The organism is Dietzia sp. IBK-p2-16D (assembly GCF_057773085.1).
The window spans coordinates 132,832-146,942 of the sequence record NZ_JBYMTL010000004.1; the positions used below are offsets into that span (position 1 = coordinate 132,832).

At 71.2% G+C, this 14,111-nt stretch carries 14 protein-coding genes; 6 read left to right on the forward strand and 8 right to left on the reverse strand.

Features of this window, described 5'->3' with window-relative positions; all coding sequences use genetic code 11:
• Positions 1–98: 98 nt before the first annotated feature.
• The 3 genes from dprE1 to AC3DE3_RS10410 form a co-directional block, all read right to left on the reverse strand.
• On the reverse strand, positions 99–1,547 hold the full coding sequence (gene dprE1, locus AC3DE3_RS10400) for a decaprenylphosphoryl-beta-D-ribose oxidase (protein WP_488369902.1): 1,449 nt from the start codon (positions 1,545–1,547) through the stop codon (positions 99–101).
• 69 nt (positions 1,548–1,616) lie between these two features.
• Positions 1,617–2,165 (reverse strand): hypothetical protein, encoded by a 549-nt coding sequence (locus AC3DE3_RS10405; protein WP_488369903.1) that lies wholly within the window; start codon positions 2,163–2,165, stop codon positions 1,617–1,619.
• 110 nt (positions 2,166–2,275) lie between these two features.
• Entirely contained in the window at positions 2,276–3,628 is a 1,353-nt protein-coding gene (locus AC3DE3_RS10410) for a lipase family protein (protein WP_488369905.1), read from the reverse strand.
• A 107-nt stretch (positions 3,629–3,735) separates the two neighbouring features.
• Here AC3DE3_RS10410 and AC3DE3_RS10415 point away from each other — a divergent pair, with 107 nt between their 5' ends.
• Complete coding sequence (locus AC3DE3_RS10415; protein WP_488369906.1) at positions 3,736–4,506, forward strand: ABC transporter permease; 771 nt, start codon at positions 3,736–3,738, stop codon at positions 4,504–4,506.
• Between the two features lie 89 nt (positions 4,507–4,595).
• Here the strand turns inward: AC3DE3_RS10415 and AC3DE3_RS10420 are convergent, their stop codons facing one another.
• Positions 4,596–4,778: a hypothetical protein gene (locus AC3DE3_RS10420; protein WP_488369907.1), complete on the reverse strand. Its 183-nt coding sequence runs from the start codon at positions 4,776–4,778 to the stop codon at positions 4,596–4,598.
• 322 nt (positions 4,779–5,100) lie between these two features.
• Between AC3DE3_RS10420 and AC3DE3_RS10425 the strand changes: the two genes are divergently transcribed.
• From AC3DE3_RS10425 to AC3DE3_RS10435, 3 genes are read left to right on the forward strand one after another with little or no spacing between them, the layout of a single operon-like run.
• Positions 5,101–5,613: a GtrA family protein gene (locus AC3DE3_RS10425; protein ID WP_488369908.1), complete on the forward strand. Its 513-nt coding sequence runs from the start codon at positions 5,101–5,103 to the stop codon at positions 5,611–5,613.
• A gap of 5 nt (positions 5,614–5,618) precedes the next feature.
• Positions 5,619–7,682: a DUF6541 family protein gene (locus tag AC3DE3_RS10430; protein WP_488369909.1), complete on the forward strand. Its 2,064-nt coding sequence runs from the start codon at positions 5,619–5,621 to the stop codon at positions 7,680–7,682.
• Positions 7,683–7,723: 41 nt separating this feature from the next.
• On the forward strand, positions 7,724–9,595 hold the full coding sequence (locus tag AC3DE3_RS10435) for a glycosyltransferase (protein ID WP_488369910.1): 1,872 nt from the start codon (positions 7,724–7,726) through the stop codon (positions 9,593–9,595).
• Positions 9,596–9,619: 24 nt separating this feature from the next.
• Here the strand turns inward: AC3DE3_RS10435 and AC3DE3_RS10440 are convergent, their stop codons facing one another.
• A complete protein-coding gene (locus tag AC3DE3_RS10440) occupies positions 9,620–10,018 on the reverse strand; it encodes a RidA family protein (protein WP_488369911.1) in 399 nt (132 codons plus the stop codon).
• A 187-nt stretch (positions 10,019–10,205) separates the two neighbouring features.
• Between AC3DE3_RS10440 and AC3DE3_RS10445 the strand changes: the two genes are divergently transcribed.
• Complete coding sequence (locus tag AC3DE3_RS10445; protein ID WP_488369913.1) at positions 10,206–11,366, forward strand: hypothetical protein; 1,161 nt, start codon at positions 10,206–10,208, stop codon at positions 11,364–11,366.
• 3 nt (positions 11,367–11,369) lie between these two features.
• On the opposite strand, the gene AC3DE3_RS10450 is transcribed toward AC3DE3_RS10445, so the two are convergent.
• Both AC3DE3_RS10450 and AC3DE3_RS10455 read right to left on the reverse strand, forming a co-directional pair.
• A complete protein-coding gene (locus AC3DE3_RS10450) occupies positions 11,370–12,569 on the reverse strand; it encodes a TerC family protein (protein WP_488369914.1) in 1,200 nt (399 codons plus the stop codon).
• A gap of 104 nt (positions 12,570–12,673) precedes the next feature.
• Positions 12,674–13,159 (reverse strand): PaaI family thioesterase, encoded by a 486-nt coding sequence (locus AC3DE3_RS10455; protein ID WP_260486422.1) that lies wholly within the window; start codon positions 13,157–13,159, stop codon positions 12,674–12,676.
• A 149-nt stretch (positions 13,160–13,308) separates the two neighbouring features.
• Here AC3DE3_RS10455 and AC3DE3_RS10460 point away from each other — a divergent pair, with 149 nt between their 5' ends.
• Positions 13,309–13,500: a ferredoxin gene (locus AC3DE3_RS10460; RefSeq protein ID WP_260486423.1), complete on the forward strand. Its 192-nt coding sequence runs from the start codon at positions 13,309–13,311 to the stop codon at positions 13,498–13,500.
• On the opposite strand, the gene AC3DE3_RS10465 is transcribed toward AC3DE3_RS10460, so the two are convergent.
• A complete protein-coding gene (locus AC3DE3_RS10465) occupies positions 13,487–14,092 on the reverse strand; it encodes a TIGR03086 family metal-binding protein (RefSeq protein ID WP_260486424.1) in 606 nt (201 codons plus the stop codon). The two genes, AC3DE3_RS10460 and AC3DE3_RS10465, sit on opposite strands and share 14 nt — an antisense overlap.
• Between the last annotated feature and the right edge of the window lie 19 nt (positions 14,093–14,111).

The following is a 14,111-nucleotide window of genomic DNA, read 5'->3' on the forward strand; positions in this document are numbered from 1 at the left end:
CACCCGATTCCGGCTGTGTGTATAGACCCTTATCGGGGCTGATCCGATACGTTTCGGGGCTGACCCGCTGCAGTGGGAGCGGGCGGCCACCGCCCCCGTCAGATCAACTCGAGGCGACGCCCCATGTCGGAGACGAACACGCCGTTCGGGTCGATCCCACGGCGGGTGGCGATCCAGGAGTCGATCTGGGGGTACATGGCGTGGAAGCGCTCGGCCGGCACCCGGGAGTCCTTGGCCGTGTACAGGCGCCCGCCCATGGACATGACCTTGGCGTCGAGTTCGTTGACGAACGCGTTGAGACGACTGTTGATGGGGAAGTCCACGCAGACGTTCCAGCCCTCCATCGGGAACGACAGCGGCGCCTGGTTCCCCGGCCCGAAGAGCTTGAAGACGTTGAGGAAGGAGTAGTGACCCGAGCGCTGGATGTCGCCGATGATCTCCTTGAAACCCTCGACCGCGCCGGGCGGGACGATGAACTGGTACTGCAGGAACCCCTTGGACCCGTAGGCCCGGTTCCACTCCGAGAACAGGTCCAGCATGTGGTAGAACGCCGGCAGCGTCTTGATCTGGTTCCGGGACGTGCCGCCGAGCCGGTAGTAGACCTCCCCGATGGGGCCGAAGGTGTACTTGTTGGCCAGGCCGTTGGGGAACACGTCCGGGAAGGTGATCAGCGGCTTGGCGTCCATGGCCAGCGGGTTCTTCGCCAGCTTGGGCGCGTACTCCTCCAGCTCGGCAAGGGTGGCCAGCGATCCGCGGGAGACGGCGGCCCGGCCGAGCTTCGGGGGCGCGCTGATCGCGTCGAACCATGCCGATGAGTAGGTGTACTTCGACTCGGAACCGTCGGTGTGCAGGGCGATCGTCTCGTCGAGCGAGCCGGTCTGATCGGAGTCCGCCAAGAAGAAGGCGGTCTCGGTGCGCGTCATGGCGATCCACACCTTGAGGATCACGCCGGTCAGCCCGTTGCCACCGACCGTGGCCCAGAACAGGGTGCCATCCGGGTCGTCGGCGGTGCCGCCCGGCTCCAGGGTCAGCACCCGGCCGTCGGCGACGAGCAGTTCCATGCGCGTGACGTGATTACCGAACGAGCCGGCCGAGTGGTGGTTCTTTCCGTGGATGTCGTGCCCGATCGCCCCGCCCACGGTGACCTGACGCGTGCCGGGCAGTACCGGGACCCACAGTCCGAACGGCAGGGCGGCGCGCATGAGCTGGTCGAGGTTCACGCCCGCGTCCACCACGGCTAGTGCCTTCTCGGCGTTGAGCTCGTGGATGCGGTTGAAGTGGCTCATGTCCAGCACGAGGCCGCCGGAGTTCTGGGCGCTGTCGCCATAGGAGCGACCGAGCCCGCGGGCCACCACACCGCGGTGCAGGTGGGCCGGACTCGAGGCGTTGGCGTCGTTGACCGCGGCCACGGCTGCCGATATCTCCTCCACCGAACGCGGGGTGAGCACGTGGCTCATCGCGGGAGAAGTGCGCCCCCAGCCGGTGAGGCGCTTGAGTTCGGTGTCCAGGGAGGACTGGGCCGGGGCGGAGTTATGGGCGGTGCTCACACGGTCGAGGGTACCGCTCAGCCGTGTCGAACCCACCTGTTGACGGTCCGGCGTGACCACGGTTACGCGTTATCGGCTGACGGGTAGGGGCGGGGTGATCGGTCCGAAGGGCCACGGGTATTCGCCGAAGGCGACCGCGCCGGCGAGGGTCCCGGGCACTCCCGGAACGGGGACCTGTGGCGTGGCGCGCAGTGTGGCCAGACGGTCCAGCGAAGTCAGCCGGCTGCCGGGGCTGAGTTCGTACTCGCGGGGGTTCGCCCCCGCCCAGCCTGTGCCCGCCTCGACGTCCAGGTAGACGGTCTCGGGGAGGGCGACGCCGGCGACCGCGTACTTGGCACCCGGGGCGTCGGCCGGAGCCCCGATCCGTTCGAGACGCTCCCACCGGCACGAGGTCCGGTAGTAGCCGAGGATGCCCACACAGAACGTCTCGACACCCGCCACCCGGTACAGCTGTAACCCCGGCGCCAGCGCTCCGCCGCGGGTCGAACCCGCCAGTGCCGATCCCGCGTCGAGCGAACCCGCGCCCGCCTCGTAGGACCCCAGCGCCGCGACGCCGACCGAACCCCATGGACTCTCCGGAGGTGGGGTGGCGCCGGCCGTACCGACGCCCACACCCACGGCAAATGCGACTGTGACCAGAGTCGCGCCCGCCCGTGCCCGTAATGGAACTCTCATACTCCATCGTCGCTCGGGGCACCCCCGGCGTTACGCACGCTGCGGCCTCACCGCTAGCGACAGCCGGAGGTGAACGGCACGCCGCGGGCGCGGTCGTCGACCCAGTCGAGCGCCGGGCCCACCGCCGTGTACGCGGCGAGAATGTGTTCGCCCGGCACGGGCGTGTACTCGACGTCCGCGCCGGCGGCACACCATTCGTCGGCCAGTCGCCGGGCCGTCCACTCGGGGACGAAGGAGTCACCGGGGCCCTGCGACGAACCGGGGCCGGGACCGATCGGCGCGGCGGCGTCCCCGTGCCACACCTGGACCGGGCCGGTCGGGACCTCGCGGGGGTCCGCGCCCCGCGCCGGGTCGGCGGTACCCAGCCGGTTGCGGGCCAGGACCTCCGACACGGCCGGATCGGTGCGCGGATCGGTGTGGGTCAGCGTCTTCAGCGGGACGGGGAGCAGTCCGCCTGCGGTGTTTGCGGCGGCGCACGCGTCGCGGAGCCCGTGTGCGGCCACGTCACCGGCGTCGTTAAGCAGCGGATATAGCTCGGGGTGCTCGCGGGCGATCCCCAGGACCGCGGCCCGGTAGAGCCCCGAGGCGATGTTGCTGTCCATCGTGTCGAACAGTTCCGAGTAGTCGGCGGGCACGCCACCCACCGACGACCCCACCAGGACATCGGTCAGTTCGGGTGCGTAGACGGGTTGCAGCTGCGCGGCCCAGCCGGTGGCGATTCCGCCGCCGGAGTATCCGACCTGCACGACCCGCGACTCCCCGTACAGCGGACCGGCGTCACCGGGCGGGACGAACGCCCGGGCCGCCCGGATCCCGTCGAGAACCGCCCGACCGTTGGCCCGGCCCGCCGCGTACGCGGCCTTGGGCCCCTGGAAGTCGGTCACGACGAGCCCGTATCCGCGGTCGGCGAGGATCTGGAGGAACGGCGGCAGTTCGAGGTTCAGCTTGTTCGGCAGCGTGTACGACGGCATGCACGTCAGGCCCAGGGAATCGATGGTGACGTTGAACGACACCAGCGGCCGCGGACCGGGCCCGTCCCAGGGTGTGGCCGGCTCGATGAGGGTGGACACGATCTGTTGCGGCCGGTCATGGGAGTCCCGGCTCTGGACCAGCATCTGCCAGCCCCGGCCGAAGTTGCGGACGTTGTGCGGCGGGATCGTCACCGCTCGGGTGTCGAGGATCGTGCCCGGGGCGGTGGCGGGATCGACCTCGGGCGGTGCGGAGTACCAGGGGTCCGGAGACGGGCTGGGCAGGTACCGCTCGGGCGTCCGCTCGTGCGCCGGGACCGGTCGGAACGCCGCCAGCGGATCGGCCGCGGCCGACGGGACGGTGGCCAACACGCAGGCCGACGAGACGACTGCCGCGGCGATTGCGCGGCCGGGACGGAGGGGACGCCGCGACCTCATACGCGTACGGTATCGCCACCCTCGGACACGGCCACCGGATCGTCGACCCGTCAACCCCGCCCGCGGACCCCTCCCGGTTCCGCCCGGGCGGTCGTAGGCTCTGACCCGTGGGGGCGACGATGATCGAGATCGGGCCGGCGCTCGCGGTGGCGGTCGTCCTGTTCGTGGTGATCGGCGCGTCGGCGGCGTGGGTGGGGAGCACCGGGCAGGAGTGGGAGATCCCGTGGACGGCGATCCGCGCGGCCGTGCAGCTCGTGGGGCTCTCACTGGTGATCGGGTACGTGGCCGACCGGTTGTGGCTGGTGGTGGCGTTCGCGGTGGTGATGGCGTCCGTCGCCTCGTGGGCTGCGGCCCGTCGGCTGGCACAGCGCAGCTCTCCGCAGACCGGGTCGGCGCGGGTGACCATCCGCGACGCACTGTGGTGCGCGGTGCCGGTGGCGGTGCCGCCGGTGCTGATCGTCCTCGGCCTGCTCGCCGCCGGGGTGGTCCGCCCCAACGGATTGTCGATCATCCCGGTGCTGGGGATCCTCCTGGGCAACGCCATGGCGGTGGCGGGTCTGGCGGGTCGCCGCGCGCACGACGAACTGGTCACCCGCCACGGGGAGGTGGAGGCCGCGCTGTCGCTCGGCTTCACCGACATCCCCGCCCGGATGATGGTGTGCCGCGAGTCCGCCGCCACGTCGCTGCAGCCGTCGTTGGACCAGACGCGCACCATCGGACTGGTCACGATCCCCGGGGCGTTCGTCGGCATGGTGCTCGGCGGCGCCCGACCGTGGGAGGCCGGCGTCATGCAACTGTTCGTCTCGACGGGGATCCTCGCGTGCGGCGCGATCGCCCTGGTCGTGATCACCAGGCTCGTGGCCGCCGACCGGTTGTAGCCGGGAGACGACCCGCGCGCGACACCCACGCGCCGACCGGTGGGCCGACGGCGGACGCCGCGCGCGAGAGCGGTGCGGTGGGCTCGGGCTCAGGCGGAGCCGCGGGTGGTCGGCGTCGACAGGACGACGCGACCGGTGGGCGTGTACGACGGCGAGGCCGGGCGACGGTTCGGCGTGCGCAGCGGCGACGACGGCGGGATGGCCCGGCCGGTCGGCGTGTACGAGAACGCGGTGGGCGCGTTGTTCATGGCGGGGTTCCGGAACTGCGACATGGGGATTCCTCCTGATCGGGAAGCGGGCTGCGGAACCGTCACGTCACCTGGTGACGGGATGACGGGACCTGCCCGGATGCGTTGGGTGGAGGCGACGACGGCTACCCGGGGATGGCGCGGACCTTGTGGTGTGGGCGCCGTGTGAGATGGGGTGGCCGGCAGCGAATCGCTCCAGCGGTATCGAACGCAGTCGGCGGATGTGCCGTCCCCGGTTCGACCAGAAGCGGGCTGGTGTGCCCGCGATCAGGAAAGTGTGGCACGGGCACGGACGCCGCACAAGACGCTGTGTCGATGTTCACGGGCTCGGGCCGGGGCCTACCCTGTGCTGGTGAGTTCCTCCCCCAGAGATTCCGAGGTCCCGGACGATACCGTGCTGGACTCCCTGCGCGGTGCCGTCGATCCGCTGGAGTCGCGGCACGAGTCCGACCCGGCCCGCCCGACCGACCTGAAGACGCAGGTCATCCGGTTCTTCCTCACCGGTGTGCTCTCGGCGATCGTCGACTACGGGCTCCTCCAGTTGCTCATGCTCGCGGGCCTGGGCCACGGCGCGGCCAAGGCGCTGTCGTTCGTGGCGGGCACGCTCACCGCGTACGCCCTCAACCGGCGTTGGACGTTCCAGGCGGAGCCGTCTCGGGCCCGGTTCGTGGCCACGATGGGCCTGTACGCGGTGATGTTCGGCGTCCAGTGGGGCCTGTTCATGGTGCTGGTGCCCGTCTTCGAGGACCTGGGCTGGGGCACCTTCTGGGCCACGACGGTCGGCTACGTCATCGCCCAGGGCGTCGCGACGGTGACCAACTTCATCGTCCAGCGGACCGTGATCTTCCGGGTGCGCTGAGCACCGTGACGGTCGCGCTCGTCCTGCTCGCCGCGGTGGCGCTGGTGGTGTTGCCGGGGGCGGTGGTCTGCCTGGCCGCCGGCACCCGGTGGCGGGACGCGGTGGCGGCCGGGCCGGTGGTGTCGCTGGCCGTGGTCGCGGTGGGGTGCGCGGTCACCGCCGCGGCGGACCTGCGCTGGGGCCTCATCTCCGCCGGGGTGACGGCCCTGGCCGCGCTGGCTTGCGCGTCGGCAGTGGGTATCGCCGCCCGGGTCACCGACCGGGGGACGTGGCGGCGCGGTGAGGGGGAGTACGACGACGACGATGCCCGCCGAGGCGGGCCGGGCCCGGGAATGGTCGACCTCGTCGTCGTCGCCCTGGCCGCGGTCCCGGTCGTCCACGTCCTCATCGCCACCCGCGGTCTCAGCGCCATCCCCCAGAACTGGGACGCGATCTTCCACGGCGGCGCCACCCGGTTCATCGCCGAGACCGGGCGGGCGGGCGTCACCGACCTCGCGCCGGTGAGCCAGCCCGCCAACCCGCACTTCTTCTATCCGGACACCTACCACGCGTTCGCCTCGCTCCTGGTCGGCCTGCCCGGCGGCGGCCTGCCGGAGGCGTTGGGCGCCGTCTCCGCGGCCACCGGGGTGGTGTTCGTGCTGGGCGCGGCGGTCCTGGCGGGGCGGCTCTGCGGCGGCTCCCGGCTCGCGGCGGTGGCCTCCGCGGCGGTGGCGGCGTCGGCGTGGGCGTTCCCCTACCGGGTGTTGGGCTGGGGCCCGGTCCTCCCGTTCGCCCTGGGCGTCGCGGTGATCCCCGGGCTGCTGTTGTTGGGGGAGACCGTCGCCGCCCGTCGGTCACGGATGCCGGCACATGCGCTGCTGCTGGGGGCGGGCATGGCCGGGGCGTGGTCGGTGCACCCGTCGGTCGCGCTGGCCGCGGCGATCCCGCTGACCGCGCAGGCTGTCGCGGGGCTGATCGCCGCGCCGGGCGTGCGCCCGCGGCTGGCGGTGTCGGGCGGCTTCGCGCTGGCCGCGGCGCCGGCGGGGGCGTATGTGGGCTGGTCGGTGACGATGGTGTCGTCCGGGACCACCGAGGCGCTCGCCGGGTTCTCGTGGCCACGGGAGGTGGGCGTGGTGCGCGCGGTGGCCGGGGTGCTCGATCTCGGCCCCACGGCGGTCGCCTCCGTGGGGATGGCCGTGGCGGTGATCGTCGGACTGGCGGTGGCGGTGGTGGACCCGCGGCGGCGTCGCCCGCTCGCCGCCCCCGTCGCCGCGCTGATCGCCTACGGGACTTTGTACGTCCTGGCCGCGGCGGTGCAGGGCGACTGGGTGCGGACGTTCACCGGCTTCTGGTGGGACGACTACTACCGGTTCGCCGCGCTGCTGGTCCTGCCCGCCGCGGTGCTCGCCGGCGCGGGCGTGCGGGCCCTGGTGCCGCGCGGGTCGCTGCGCCGGCCGGCGGCCCGAACCGGGGTCGTGGTGGTGGCGGTACTCGCGCTGCTCGCGGCGTCCGGCCACGCCGTGCTGGCGGGGAAGCTGCGGGACCTGGGGTACGGGGACGGGCCGTCGGTGACCGCCGACGAGCGCGTCGTCCTCGACGCACTGGGCGAGCGGTACGACGGCGGTGCCGCTCTCAACGACCCGTTCGACGGCACCGCCTGGGTGTACGCGGTGCACGGCGTGCCGGTCGTGTTCGGCGCTCCGCTGGCCGACGACCCGGACGCCCAGGTGGGCACCGACCGGATGAGGCTGTACACCTCGGTCAACCGCTACGGCTTCGACCCGACAGTCACCCGCGAGATGCTGCGCCACGACGTGCGCTGGGTGATCGTCGGGACGGGGTCCGTGGGCGGGCCGGGCCGGCCGGGCGGGTTCATCGGGCTGCACCTCAACCCGAACCTGCGCCTGGTGGAGGCCAACCCGGGTGCCCGCCTGTACGAGGTCCTGCCGGTGCCCGCGGACCACCCGCCCCTGCCGCCCCCACCCGGGATCCCCCCGGTGACGCCGCCCGATCAGCCCCCGAACACGGACTCACCGGTCGTCGAGGCGGTGCGCCCGGGCACGGGGACTAGCCTGGACGGCACCGCATAGACGCCCCGCCGCACCACCGACTCCCAGGAGCGCATCGCCCCATGGACGCCACCACCGTGACCGCCGCAGGTACCGACACCGGGGCCGACCGGCCCGACCGTGACCTGTTGCTCCAGCGCACCCTGTTCTCCGGCCCGCGCCGGTGGGTCAACGACGACCTGTACTCGAGGGTCGTGCGAGGGGTGGTTCGCCGCACCCGTGGTGAGCTGTACCTGGAGGCCGGTGCGATCGTCGACACCAACACCTACTTCGGACGGTTCGAGGCCTCGTACTGGCAGCGCTGGACCGTCGTCACCGAGCTGACCGTGCGGGTGTCGGTGGAGAGCTCCGGCCAGGTGGACGTCCTGGTCCGCGCCTCCGACATCGGCTCCCACGTGCGGACCGTGGAGGTGGTCCACCACAACGGCGACGGCATGGCGGTGCTGCACGTGCCCGTGGACACCTTCACCGACGGCGGCGCGATGTGGCTGGAGGTGCACGCCGTCGACGCGCCGGCGACGGTGTCGGAGGTGGAGTGGAGCACGACGACGACGAGTCCCGCCCGTCGCGCCGCCGTGGCCATCTGCACGTTCAACCGGGCGGATGACTGTGCGGCCACCGTCGACTCGCTGGCCTCGGATCCCCTCGTCGCGGACCTGATCGACGACCTCTATGTCACGGACCAGGGCACCGATCTCGTGGAGACCCGCGATCCGTTCCGGCACGCGGCGGAGGAGTTCGGCGACCGGCTGCACTACCTGCGTCAGCCCAACCTCGGCGGCGCCGGAGGCTTCAGCCGCGGGCTGTTCGAGGCCACCACGCCGGGGGCCCCGGGGCCGGTGGACGTGCTGCTCATGGACGACGACGTCCGGGTGGAGCCGGAGACGGTGCTGCGTCTGTTCGCCTTCGCCGCCGTCACCCGCGAACCGATGCTCGTGGGCGCCCAGATGCTCTACTTGTTCAACCCCGACTACCTGCTGGTCTCGGCCGAGCGCACGCAGCTCGACGAGCTTAGGGGTGGGCTGGACGCCGACGAGTTCGCGCTGCGTGACGAGTCGGTGGTTGAGGGTCGGCAGGAGCGGCGGATCGACGCCGAGTACAACGCGTGGTGGTCCTGCCTCATCCCCGGCGAGGCCGTGGAACGCGTCGGCCTGCCGATGCCGTACTTCTTCCAGTGGGACGACATCGAGTACGGCCTGCGGTGCCGCCAGGCGGGGATGCCGACCTGCACCCTGCAGGGTGCGGCCGTGTGGCACGCGGACTTCTACTGGAAGGACGGCGACGACTTCGGTCAGTTCTTCTCCCTGCGCAACTCGCTGACCACCGCCGCCCTCCGGCAGGGGATCGACCCGAAGGGCATGGCCAAGAACCTCGCCCGGAGCGTCCTGCGTGCCGTCGCGGCCATGCAGTACGGCCTGGCCGCCACGCGCCTGCGCGGGATCGAGGCGTTCCTCGACGGGCCCGACGGTTCCCACGGGGTGGACGACGGCGGTCAGGCCGCGTTGGCCGCGATCCGTGCCGAGCGCGTGCGGTATCCGGAGACCGCCAAGCTCGGCGTGGACGCCCTGCCCGCCGGGATCGGTGTCCAGCGAAAGGTCGGGATCCCGCGCGAGGACCGCGAGGACCAGGTGCTGGCCAAGCGGCTGCTCATGCAGAAGCTGGGTCGGCAGCGCCGCGGCGTGGTGGCGATCCCGTACGAGGACGCCGCGTGGTGGCACGTCTCGCTGTTCGACGAGGTGTACGTCACCGACGCCTCGCAGACCGGGGTGCACCACCGCAGGGTCGACCCGGCGCGGTCCGCAGAGCTGCAGAAGCGTCTGGTGTCGCTGCTCGCCCGGTTCGTCCGGGAGGCCCCGGCCGCCCAGGAGCGGTGGCGCGCCGCGCAGCCCGAGCTCACCACCCGCGAGAACTGGGCCCGCCTCTACGGCGTGTAGCCCCGCGGGTGGTGCCCCGGTCCATCACGGCACCAGGGCCACCGCCTTCAACTCGACGAGCTGGCCTGGGAACGTCAGCTCGCTGACACCGATCGCACTCCACGCCGTGGGGACGTCCGTCCGGGGGATGTAGCGGCTGCGGACGTCGAGGAACAGGGGTAGATGGTCCTGGAGTCCGACGTGGTAGGTGGTCATCTCAACGATGTGCTCGAAGTCCGACCCGCCGGCCCGGAGTACGGTGCCGAGGTTCTCCCAGGCCGCCACGAAGTGGTCCTCGAGACTGCTGTCGATGACGTTCATCTCCGAGTCCCTCCCGACCTGACCCGAGCAGTAGATCAGGTTGCCGACCTTCACCGCCGGCGAGTAGCTGAACAGCTCCACCAGGTGGGCCATGTCCGCGGGGACGACGATTTCCTTCTGCACTTATTTTCCTCCGTCTGTGGTCCGGTGTGACGGATTCATCCTCTGGGGGCGATGAGTCGAGTTAGTTAGCTGCATGTAACAGCGGTGGGTCATGGGCTTCCACAGGGTGTGGCGTTCTCCACAGGGGCCGCTCGGATGACGCTCTCGCGGCCCGGTGCCGGCGGTTCCGTGCGCCACAGTGAGGGGTATGGAGATCCCAGACAAGTACGGTGCCGGAGTGCTCGATGCCGGACCCCCCGATGTCACAGTTCTCGATGCGGGAGCGCGCGGTACGGACGCGGCCGGCGACCTGTCACCACCGGGCAGGGTCCGCAGGGACGCCCCGGGCGCACGTGGCGAACGTGGCGCACTGCCGCGCGGCCCGCTGACCACCGCAGAACTCGCCGGGGCGGTACCGGACCCCGCCGACCGCGCGCGGTACCAACGGATCTGGCACGGGATGTACCGCCGCGCCGACCAGCCGGACGACCTCCGGCTCCGCAGCGTGGCCTTGGCGCGAACCTGGCCCGACGGGGTCCTGCGCGGTCGCAGCGCCGCCCTGCTGTGGGGAGACGACTCCACGCCGCCGGATGCGTTGCCCGAGATCTGGCTGCCGTCCACCCGCAGGTCGTGCCCGGGCCGGGTGTACCGCTACGGCTCGATGCCCGCGTCAGCCGTCACGGAACTCGACGGATTGCGCGTCACCACCCCGCTGCGGACCTGCCGGGACCTCGCGGGGGACCTGGGCCTCGAGGAGGCGGTCGTCTCGGTGGAACGGCTGTGCGCGATGGTGCCCGAGCTGCCGGGCCAGTTGACAGGGGTGGCCGACCATCCGGCGGGCCGGGGCGCGAGGAGGTTCAGAGAGGTCGTCCGGGCCGCGGACCAGCTGTCCGGATCAGTCGCCTCGACGCGGGCCCGTCTCACGCTGGCGGCGGCCGGGCTCGGCGGGTTCGGACACGGGCACACCGTTCGAATGGGGCACTACACGGTGGATTTGCCCCTGGCTGATCCGATGGCCCGGTGCGTGGTGTTCACCCCGGGCGGGAGGGCGGCGACACCCGGACGATCCGCGGAGCGCTACCGGGCGCGCCTTCTGGGCGCCGGCTGGGCCGTGATCGACGTCCGCGGTGGCTCCGCGGACACCGCACCACCGGGCACCCCCGCGCCCGCGGGCGTCGCGCCGCCGACCGCTCCCGCGTCGCTCACCCCGGTCACCCCGGTCACCGATGTCGGCCACCGCGCGGCGGCGGTTCTGCGGGTGCGCTGGCCGTCGACGGAGGTCCGTTTCCCGCTCCGGGGGCACGGCGCGGCGGATCCCCACGGGATGTGGTCCGGCGGTCCCCGGTGGAATCCGGGGCCGCCGGCGTGAGCGTCAGCGGGTGTAGTCGGTCGCCTTCTCGTAGCGTCCCTGCTCGTCCCAGACCCGCCGCAGGAGCTGCTCGAGCTCCCAGACGTCACCCTCGGATCCGAAGTACTTGCGGTCGATGGTGTTGAGCTTGTCCTCGTTCTCGATGATCTTGCTCCACAGCTTCGCGCGCTCGACCGGGTCGTCGGTGAAGTCCTTGTTGAGGTAGTCGTGCGAGTGTCGCTTGAGGTTGCCGAGCACCGTCAACGCCTTGCCGGCCGGGCTGAGCAGGGAGGCGAGGACCGTCACCACGAGGACGCCCACGATGATGCCCAGCGAGAGGAACGTGGGGATCTCCACCACGTCCACGTGCTCTCCACCGTTGATGAACGGCAGGTTGTTCTCGTGCAGGGCGTGGAGGATGAGCTTGACGCCGATGAAGCCGAGGATCGCGGCCAGGCCGTACTTGAGGTAGACGAGCCGGTCCAGCAGTCCGTCGAGCAAGAAGTACAGCTGGCGCAGGCCGAGCAGCGAGAACGTGGTGGCGGTGAAGACGATGAAGACGTTCTGCGTGAGGCCGAAGATCGCGGGGATCGAGTCCAGCGCGAACATGATGTCGGTGCCGCCGATCGCGACCATGACGATCATCATCGGCGTCATGACCCGCTTGCCGTTCTCGATGGTGAACAGTTTGTCGTGGTCGTAGTGGTCGGTGGCCGGGATGAACTTCTTGGCCAGGCGCACCACCACGTTGTCGGCGTCGTCGTCCTCGTCGTCCTCGGCGAGCAGCCGGCCGGCGGTGATGATGAGGAACAGGCCGAAGACGTAGAACAGGACCGCGAACTTGTTGAGCAGCGCAGCGCCGACGAAGATGAACGCGGTCCGCGCGATGATCGAGAACACGATGCCGAACAGCAGCGCCTTCTGCTGTCCCGCGCGCGGCACCTTGAAGCTGGTGAGCAGCAGGAGGAACACGAACAGGTTGTCCACCGAGAGCGCCTTCTCGGTGATGTACCCGGCGAAGTACTCCACGCCCATGTCGGTGCCGCCGAAGATCCATACCGCGAACCCGAACACCACGGCGATCCCCACGTAGAGCGCGGACCAGATGGCCGACTCCTTGAGCGTGGGGATGTGCTCCTTGCGCACGTGGAAGAAGTAGTCGAACAGCAACAGGGCGATGATGAGGCCGACTGACAACGACCATGCGAGCGGGGTGGCTCCCAACGGGGGTTCCTTTCCGGGGAGGGCCGGGGACCGGATCATCCTACCCGCGTCCGGCGATCGGAGCCCCCCGTCAGGGTCCGGTGCCGGCCTCCGTGAGGCCCGGCTCAGTCCTGTCGTCGGACCCTTTTTCCGATCGACATGGTGTGCCGGGCTTCGGCTACCGTCGTGCCGCGGGCATCGGTGACCAGTGCGGTGTGCACGATGCTCGTGCGGGATCGCTCGGTCAGCTGCCCGCGGATGGAGTCGGCCTCCGTGCGGGGCACCTCCACGACGCACCGGAGTCGGCCACGGCCGGGGGTGCGGAAGTCGATCGTCGCCGTCTTGGTCCACACCTGGTACCCGGAGCCGAGCTGCCCCGACAGCAGGGCCCCGTAGAGCACGTCGGTGGCGGCGAACAGGGCGCCACCGAACGCGGTGCCGTTGGTGTTGGCCGTCCACGGTGCCACGTGCATGTCGAGTTCCCCGCGTGTCCAGTCCGGGGCGACGTGACGGATGCGGATCCCCGAACCGAGCAGGGGTGGGTAGAGCGACGCGAGGACGGGGAACGCCCGGGGGCTCGAGGTGTAGCGGTGCAGCAGTGTCTTCGGCACGGGGCGAGCTTAACTTACCGACGGGTCAGTTCGGGGTGGGTGTCGATCTGTCGCGACATCGCGAGATTCCTGGACAAAAGCCAACACTTTGTCTAGCTTCAGGGTTCCGGCCCCGAATTCGGAGGTGGCCGTCGACGAGGAGGCACGTCATGAGGATCATCGTGGATCCGGACCGCTGCGAGGGGCAGGCGGTGTGCGTGGGCCTGGCCCCCGCGGTGTTCGAGCTGGGGGACGACGACGAGGTGGTGCGCGTCATCGTCGACGAGGTCCCCGAGGAGCACCAGAAGCGGGCGCGCAAAGCGGTCGAGAAGTGCCCGATGGCCGCACTCAGAGAGGCCTGACGGGCCACGCCCCCGGATCTCGACCGGTGAGCGCGAGCGCCGAGTCCCGGGCGGGGGCGTCCGGCTCGTCGTAACCGGGCACCGGGGGATCGAAGAGTTCCGGGGCCGGGTTGTCGGCGAGGTCCGCCCGGACGAACTCGAGCACGGCCCGGTCGAGCTCGTCGCCCCACCGCAGGTCGATCCGCTGGGAGACGGCGAGATCCCACGCGTGGACGGCGAGGTCGAACACCTGTTGCGCCAGGTAGTGCTTCGCGGGCGCCAGCCCGTAGGACAGGTGCACCTCGTCATCGTCCGGGGTTCCCCGCCATGCCGCCGCCACCGGCGGACGGATCGCGTCCCAGTCGGTGACCAGCTCCGGCCCGGTCGCCTCCCGGAGCCGACGCAGGCGGTCCTCCAGATCGTCGGCCACCTCGTCGACGGTGCCGCCGGCCAGCAGTCCCGGCACCCACAGTTGTTCGTCGACCACGTGGGCCAGCACCTCGCGCGCGGTCCAGTCGCTGCACGGGGTGGCGGCGTCCCAGTCGGTGACGGCGGGCAGCACCTCGTCATAGAGGTCTGCGGCGAGGGCCTGCAGGGCGATCCAGTCGGTCATGGACCCATCCTGCCAAAAT

Coding starts and splice junctions, on each gene's coding strand:
- AC3DE3_RS10420 (WP_488369907.1), bottom strand. CDS start 4,778: ATGTCGCAGTTCCGGAACCCCGCCATGAACAACGCGCCCACCGCGTTC.
- AC3DE3_RS10460 (WP_260486423.1), top strand. CDS start 13,309: ATGAGGATCATCGTGGATCCGGACCGCTGCGAGGGGCAGGCGGTGTGC.
- AC3DE3_RS10435 (WP_488369910.1), top strand. CDS start 7,724: ATGGACGCCACCACCGTGACCGCCGCAGGTACCGACACCGGGGCCGAC.
- AC3DE3_RS10410 (WP_488369905.1), bottom strand. CDS start 3,628: ATGAGGTCGCGGCGTCCCCTCCGTCCCGGCCGCGCAATCGCCGCGGCA.
- AC3DE3_RS10445 (WP_488369913.1), top strand. CDS start 10,206: ATGGAGATCCCAGACAAGTACGGTGCCGGAGTGCTCGATGCCGGACCC.
- AC3DE3_RS10465 (WP_260486424.1), bottom strand. CDS start 14,092: ATGACCGACTGGATCGCCCTGCAGGCCCTCGCCGCAGACCTCTATGAC.